This window comes from Priestia sp. P5_B4 (assembly GCF_056400385.1).
In genome coordinates this window covers 1-1,424 of record NZ_JBFULJ010000945.1, presented here as the reverse complement: position 1 = coordinate 1,424, position 1,424 = coordinate 1, and the positions used below count along the sequence as shown (strand labels likewise).

The 1,424-nt window shown below is 34.5% G+C and carries 2 protein-coding genes; both read left to right on the top strand.

The genetic code is table 11. The features are described from left to right. On the top strand, positions 1 to 434 hold a 434-nt coding region (locus AC1DRF_RS27740), incomplete at its 5' end, for an ATP-dependent Clp protease proteolytic subunit (RefSeq protein ID WP_477742275.1). 474 nt (positions 435 to 908) lie between these two features. Next, positions 909 to 1,109: a hypothetical protein gene (locus AC1DRF_RS27735; RefSeq protein WP_477742274.1), complete on the top strand. Its 201-nt coding sequence runs from the start codon at positions 909 to 911 to the stop codon at positions 1,107 to 1,109. Positions 1,110 to 1,424 lie beyond the last annotated feature (315 nt).

The window sequence follows — 1,424 nt, the reverse complement described above, 5'->3', positions numbered from 1 at the left end:
TGCAAGCAGAGGATGACAAAAAGGACATCACTATTTACATTAACTCACCAGGAGGGTCTATCACAGATGGCTTGGGAATTTACGATACCATGCAACAAGTCCGTCCAGATGTAAGTACATTATGCATTGGAATAGCTGCATCAATGGGGGCTTTTTTACTTGCTGGTGGTAAAAAAGGAAAACGATTTTGCCTTCCCAATAGTGAAATTATGATTCATCAGCCATTAGGCGGGGCTAAGGGGCAAGCATCTGACATTGATATCAGTGCTAAAAGAATCCTAAGTATGAGGAATCGACTAAATAAGTTACTGGCTTACCATACAGGAAGAACAATAAAAGAAATTGAAAGAGATACAGATCGTGATTATTTTCTAAATGCCGATTCTGCAAAAGAGTATGGTTTAATTGACCGAATTCTAACAAACCAAATTTAAGAGCAAAGAGGGATTCAATGAGATGTTATGCACAAAAAAACAACACTTAGATATATGGCCAGATTCTATTAGGTATCTATGTGTCTTTTTTTAAAGAATACACTTCTTGTATCAAACTCCCATTTTCCATTATTCGCTATCAATGTAAGTGGGATTCATAACCGAAATAAACAGCAGGAACGAGATTTTGAAAGGTAGTCGCTGATTGGTTATCAATTGACTTATAGAATTGGCCTAAGATATCATTGAACAAACTTAATATTCCAAGGGGGAGTAGCTGTACAACAATAGTCGTCATTACGAAACATTTTGTTTCCGGCTTTGTTAGCAATTTTAATTGTTAGCAAGACCTTTGCCTACGTTTTTAGTTAGGTGAAGTCTGCGTCTATACATCGAACGCTTTTATCTACTAGAAAGATAAAAGCGTTTTTTGTTTTTCATAGATTTAAAATGATTATGAGGAGTGAGTAAATCATGTTYAAGAAACTGTTTGATTCACTAATGAATAATAARCATAAGCRTTAYAGTAGTAGTGATTACAAAAGAGGAAGATCAAAACCTTTTAAAAGTTACAGTAGCAGCGATGATCATAGCAAAAGTCATCGTGATCATGGGAGTTATGGACATCATCACTATAAAAGAAAAAGAAAGAGTGGAAGTTTCTTCAGTAGTTAAATAAGAAAAAGGCTCCCTCATTCGAATGGCCTCTCGGAGTGAGGGAGATTTTTAAGGGGAACTATAACTGGAGTTAAATAATAACATATTTTTGCTATAAAAACGATTTTTGTCATGTAGAAGAATGCTTTCTTGTTTTTAAGATTATTTTAATATTGAATGAATATATAATTTAAAATACGTAAAGGATAAGCCCTTTAAGTGGTCAATTTATTTTTTCGTAATCGATTTAGCCTTCGTTGAACCCCATGCCTTGATCGTCCTATAAGTTGACCAATTTCTTGTTGAGTACGACCTTCCTCGTAGAACATATAC